The 6049-nt window shown below is 62.7% G+C and carries 5 protein-coding genes; all 5 read left to right on the top strand.

Annotation, left to right across the window (positions count from 1 at the left end; all coding sequences use genetic code 11):
• The first annotated feature begins 202 nt into the window (after positions 1-202).
• The 5 genes from ACW4LP_RS12190 (at position 203) to ACW4LP_RS12170 (ending at position 5954) form a co-directional block, all read left to right on the top strand.
• Positions 203-1099 (top strand): acetamidase/formamidase family protein, encoded by an 897-nt coding sequence (locus ACW4LP_RS12190; protein ID WP_157013089.1) that lies wholly within the window; start codon positions 203-205, stop codon positions 1097-1099.
• A gap of 275 nt (positions 1100-1374) precedes the next feature.
• A complete protein-coding gene (gene modA / locus ACW4LP_RS12185) occupies positions 1375-2298 on the top strand; it encodes a molybdate ABC transporter substrate-binding protein (protein ID WP_227070695.1) in 924 nt (307 codons plus the stop codon).
• A 211-nt stretch (positions 2299-2509) separates the two neighbouring features.
• Positions 2510-4045, top strand: a complete 1536-nt coding sequence (gene modB, locus ACW4LP_RS12180) for a molybdate ABC transporter permease subunit (RefSeq protein ID WP_227070694.1) — start codon at positions 2510-2512, stop codon at positions 4043-4045.
• Positions 4046-5152 carry a sulfate/molybdate ABC transporter ATP-binding protein gene (locus tag ACW4LP_RS12175; protein ID WP_157012975.1) on the top strand — a complete coding sequence of 369 codons (1107 nt, stop codon included), beginning with the start codon at positions 4046-4048 and terminating at the stop codon, positions 5150-5152.
• A 259-nt stretch (positions 5153-5411) separates the two neighbouring features.
• On the top strand, positions 5412-5954 hold the full coding sequence (locus tag ACW4LP_RS12170; protein WP_455803863.1) for a hypothetical protein: 543 nt from the start codon (positions 5412-5414) through the stop codon (positions 5952-5954).
• The last annotated feature ends 95 nt before the right edge of the window (positions 5955-6049 follow it).

Genomic DNA, 6049 nt, shown 5'->3' with positions numbered 1-6049 from the left:
TCCCATTCCGAACTCGGCAGTTAAGCCCCACCTCGCCGAAAGTACTGCGGCGCCAGGCCGCGGGAGGACAGGTCGTTCCGCTCGCAGGGGGCGCTTTTTTGCGTCTCACCCGCCCTAATGGGATGGGCGAACCTGTGCGACAAAAACTGTATTATAATTTTGGACACCTGGAAGGGTGTCTTTTTTGTTTTAGGAGGAGCTTATGATCGAGCTTGGTGATGAGAAGGTTCTGTATGCGTTCGACAAAGAGCTGGAGCCGGCGTTAGTGGTGCCTTCGGGGACGACGGTGCGCGTACGCACGAAGGATTGCTTCGGCAATCAAGTGCAGCGGCCCGAGGACGAACTCGATGAGATCGATTGGGATCACATCAATCCCGCCACGGGTCCGATCTTTGTGGAGGGCGCGGTGCCCGGCGGGGCGCTGAAAGTCACCATCGAGGCCATCGAGTTCGACGGGCAGACGGCTTCCTGCACCGGCGAGGGCGAGGGGGTGTGCGGCGATCGCTTCGACGCCTGGAGCACGCATCTCTGCAAGATCGACGGAGACGAGCTGGTGTGGGACGAGGAGCTGCGCATTCCGCTGAGGCCCATGATCGGCGTTATCGGCGTGGCGCCGGCTGGCGAGCCTGTTAACTGCGGCACGCCGGGCTCCCATGGCGGCAATATGGACAATACGGCCATCACGGCGGGCGCGACGCTGTACTTCCCCGTATATACCGACGGCGCGCTTTTCGGCTGCGGCGACATGCACGCGGCCATGGGCGATGGCGAGATCAGCGTGTCCGGCGCCGAGGCGGCCGGGTGGGCCACGGTGACCTTGGAAGCCCTGCCGAAGCTGGCGCTGACCGATCCCCTCATCGAGAACGCGACGCATCTCGGCGTCATTGCCTCGGCCGAGTCTTTGGATGCCGCTGCCGACCGCGCGGTTCACGAGATGGTCGATCTCATCTGCGACCGCACGGGAAAGCTGGCCGAAGAGATGGTTATGCTGCTGTCCCTTGTGGCCGACGTACAGGTGTGCCAGATGGTGGATCCGGAGAAGACGGTTCGCTTCATGGTGCCCAAATACGTGCTGGATGCCCTTGGGTTCAAGCTGTAGAAGCGAGTTCGTAGAGAAGCCTCGGAAGAGGTCTAGGAAGAATCTCCGTAGGGGGCGACCTCGGTCGCCCCTTTTTTTGTCGTGCGAAGGTATCCCTCTCGCGAGGGCTGACCAAGGTCAGCCCCTGCGGACGTTTCCCATGGAGGAGCGCGAGGGGTTCGGAACCATATTCGGAGATGAGAATGATAGGACTTGCGATTATATGAGAATAAGGATAATATATCCAAAACGCTTTATTCGCGAAGACGTATAACCTATCAGGGAGGAAGACCCCAATGCGCAAAAGTTGGAAACTCGGTGCCGTGTCGGTGGCTCTTATGGCCGCCCTGGGCCTCTTCGGCTGCTCAGGCGGCGACACTACGGAGCAGAAGGCCGATGAGCCCGCTGCCCCCCAGACGGAAACTCAGGCCCCCGAGGCGACCGAGCCTGAGGGCGAGACGGTTGAGCTGCAGATTTTCGCCGCCAATTCCCTGACCAAGGCCATGGCCGAGGCCGAGGAGCTCTACACTCAGCAGAACCCCAACGTCACCTTCGGCGACACTCAGTACGAGGCTTCCGGCACGCTGAACGAGATGCTCGGTGCCGGTCAGTACGCCGACATCCTCATTACGGCCTCGAAGGGCACCATGGACGATGCGGTTGAGGCGGGCTATGTCAAGGAGGACACCCGCCAGACCATGTTCAACAACGACCTGGTCATCGTCACCAAGGAGGGCGGTGACCTGGCAGGTCAGGACATCAGCCTTGAGGACATCGCCGCCGGCAAGTACACGCTGGCCGTGGGTGACGAGAACGTGCCGGCCGGCAACTACGCCTGCCAGTCCCTGACGACGGTCGGCGGCTACATCGAGCCCGACGGGGCCACCGGCGCCGATGCCACGGGCAAGGGCGGCGAGTTCTCCGCGACCTTGCAGCCGAAGGTGACCCTCGGCGGCAAGGTGGGCGACGTGTGCAAGTATGCCGAGTCCGGCGAGGTTGACATCGCCATGGTCTACACCTCGGACGTGTACCGCATGGGCGGTGTCGCCATCTGCTCGGTGGTTCCCAACGACACCCACAAGGCCATTACCTATCCGGGCGCGGTATGCACCGACAGCAAGAGCGCCGAGGCGGCACAGGCCTTCCTCGAGTGGTGCATGACCGACGAGGACGCCAACCAGATTTGGGAGAAGTGGGGCTTCGAGCTCGCCCAGAACTAAAGTGTTCGCGGTAGAATAGTGCGAGTTGCAAAAGGCATCTCGTCAGGCGGGCGGGGCGCATAGCTCCGCCCGCCTGGTGCATCGGCTCTTCGACGCAAAAGCGGTGATGCGTGTGGCCGTGCAGCGGGGTCGCTGGGAGGTTGTCGGAGGAAGGTTCGATGCACGGGGGTCGGCGCGGTCGTGGAAGTGTGAATCGGGAAGAGCGGTGACTATGGAATCAAGGGAAGTGCGCGGAGCGAGACGATCTGCGATTGACCTGAGGGCGTTGACGCTCAGGTTGGCCGCAGCTGTGATCTTGGTCTGGGCCTCGATGGCCGCATGCCCCCCTGCGGCTTGGGCCGACGATGCGGAGCAGGCTGTCCAAGATGCCGAGATAGACATCTCCGCTGACGGCGATGCGGCCCGCATGGAAGGCTGCGACTTCGCTGTGGAGGGTTTCGAATGTTCGCGCACGGGATCCGCGCGCGACATCGACGGCCTCAGCTACGGCTACACCTACCGGCTTTCAGGCACCGACCGCGTGGCTGTCGTCAACACGGCCGACTACGCCGTGCTCTTCATTCCCCGGACGGTGGCCGACGAGTTCGGCATCGAGGACGAGGGCAGCTCTCAGGTGCAGGAAATAAAGACCTACTTGGCGGCCCTGGATGAGAACTTCTCCACGGGGGTGAACCCGCTGGCGAGCCAAGAGGAATGGAAGGTGCTCATTGCCGATGCGGAAGGCACTGAGGGAGCATCGCTCGCCGTGGGCGACGTGGTATTCACCTTCGGACGCGAGATCTCGGAGGGCCGCTTCTACGTGACCATCGAGGGTCCCGACGACACCTTCGACGTGAAGAGCGAGGTGCGACCGTCCCAGATGGACAGCGGGCTCCTCGTGCCGGCGGAGGGCGCCGTCATCGCCCAGAAGGGCGGCCCGCTTGAGCAGGTGGGGGAGTTTCTCTCGTCCATGGACTACTCGCCTTTATGGGTGACGCTCAAGACCTGCGGCGTGGCCATTGTGTTCGTGTTCTTCCTGGGGCTGGCCGCCGCATATTTCACGCTGCGCATCTCGAAGCGCGCCCAGGATATCTTCGATACCATCTTCACCATTCCCATGGTGCTGCCGCCGACGGTCTGCGGCTTCCTTCTGTTGTCGGCGCTCGGGCGCAACACGGCCTTCGGGCGCTTCTTCCAGGAGATCGGATTCCCGCTCGTGTTCAGCTGGCAGGCCACGGTCCTCGCTGCGGTGGTGGTGGCCTTCCCGCTCATGTATCGCAGCGCCCGGGGCGCCTTCGAGAGCTTGGATCCGAACATGCTCGACGCGGCCCGTACCTTGGGCTGGTCCAACGGGCGCATCTTCCTGCGCCTCATGCTGCCCTTGGCCTGGTCGTCCATCGCCTCGGGCACGGTGCTCGCCTTCGCCCGGGCCTTGGGCGAGTTCGGGTGCACGCTGTTTCTGGCGGGCAACCAACTGGGCAGCACCCGCACCATCCCCATTGCCATTTACTTCGAGTGGATGAACGGCAACACCGAGGCCACCTGGTTTTGGACGATCGTGCTTTTGGTGTTCAGCTTCCTCGTGATTTTGTTCATCAACCTATGGAGCCGGCATACCACGCGCTATCGCCAGAAGAGCAGCCACGAGGGGCGCTCGCCCAAGCCGCGGAGAAACGGCACGCGGGGCGGCGGCCGAAGGAGGAGCGCGAAGGGCCTTCGGGAGGACAGTGCCGGAAGTGCCGACGTTCTGGGAGAGGGGGTGGCCTAGATGAGCCTGGACGTGCGCATCAAGAAGAGCTTCGGCGACTACACCCTGGACGTGGCTTTTGCGGGCGGCGATGAGACTTTGGGCTTTCTGGGGGCCTCCGGGTGCGGCAAGAGCCTCACGCTGCGCTGCATCGCGGGCATCGAGACGCCGGATGAGGGCCGGATCGTTGTGAATGGCAAGGTGTTCTTCGATTCCGAGCAGAAGATCAACCTGACGCCGCAGCAACGTAAAACGGCCCTTCTGTTCCAGAACTACATGCTGTTTCCTAACCTGACGGTGGCGGATAACATCGGCGCGGGCATCGGGCGCGAGGTGCCGAGGGCGGAGCGCGAGCGCATCGTATCCGAGGAGCTGGAGCGTTTCGGCCTGCGCGGTTTCGGGCAGCGCTATCCGGCCCAGCTCTCCGGTGGCCAGCAGCAACGCGTGGCCCTGGCCCGTATGCTGGCGGCGCGGCCGGGCATCCTCATGCTGGACGAGCCCTTCAGCGCCCTGGACTCTCACTTGAAAGGGGTTCTCGAGCAGAACCTCGTGAGCCTGTTCGAAGCTTTTGAGGGAACGATCTTATATGTGAGCCACGATATCGACGAGTCGCTGCGGTTCTGCGACCGCATCGCGGTGGTGGATGCCGGGCGCATCGTGGAGATGGATCGGGGGCGGGAGCTGGTGAACCGTCCGCAGTCGGTGGCGGGGCTGAAGCTGTCGGGCTGCAAGAACGCTCCGGCGGCGGAGTACGCCGGGCCGCACGCGGTGCACGTCCCCCCGTGGGGCATTGACGTGCATACGGCCCAGGAAGTGCCGCGAGATGTGAAGTGCCTGGGCCTTCGCGCCTTCTATGTGGAGAGGGCGGAGGGCCCCGGCGAGAACTGCTACCGCGTTCGCGTCGATCGGGTGAGCGATGCCCGCTTCGAGCGCATGGCGCTTCTGGGCTTTCTCGATCGCGACGATGCGGATGGCGCCGCTGTCGCCTTCGAGACGAACGAGATGAGCTACCTGCACCAGCATATGTTCTGGCGCGTGAGCATGCGCGAAGGCGTTGCGTTGCCGGAGGTGGGGGAGAGGCTGTGGGTGCGCATCCCTCCGGACAAGGTGTATCTGGTGAGTCGATAATTCCACTCATCAAAAAGTGCGAGCAAAAGCGCAGGTAAAACGGGTCACTCACCCAGCCTGCGTGAGATTTTTGCGCCCATTTTCTCAATTTCAGGCAGTCTGCGGGTAGTCGTTTTCAATCCCAATCGCCTATAGTTCCGACCCGTGGAACCGCTTCGAAAACCTCCGAGACATAGTTGGTGCGAGGAGGCGAAGCGGCAAGGAGGAGAACCAAATAGGTAAGAGGGGAGGGTCGCATCCGCTGCGATGCGAAGCATGCATGGCTGATTTTGAAACCCGCGAAATGCCGCGAGACGATTCCCAGGAGCGCGAGGAGGCAGCCGCCGAGGCGGCGATGGATGTTGCCGCGCTCGCTGCTGACGCTTTGCCCGACGCCGCCGAACTCACCTTCGAGGAGAAGCTCGCGGAGCTGAACCGCACGGTGATGCGTCATCCCTTGAACCGCGAGATCCTGTACAAGACCCTCGCCTTCTGCGCCGAGGAGCGCCCGCTTCGCGAGGCGGAGGACTTCATCGCGGCGCTCCCCCAGTTCGAGCGCGCCACCCAGAACCAGTTCTATATGCTGATGTCCCTTGTTCGCTCCTACGGCCTCGACATGATCGAGCGCGACGAGGACGGCAACCGCGTTTTGCCCGAGCAGAAGGAGGGGCTCTCCGAAGACGAGGTCGACGATCTCGTGGCCGAGATCTCGTTCAAGAGCACGGATGTGGGCGACTGGTTCGTCGATTACAATAAGCCGTCCGCGCGCCTCGTGGATCTGCTTCATCTTGTGCCCGAGCGCACCGATACCTACATCGAATGAGTAGTAACCTCTCGCGGTACCATCGATCACCTGGCTTGGTACCGGCGATCAGCAAAAGGCGGTACCGCGAGTAGGCTGTCTCGGTACCGCTAATC

This window comes from Adlercreutzia sp. CNCM I-6215 (assembly GCF_977072315.1).
This window is presented reverse-complemented; position numbering and strand designations above follow the sequence as displayed.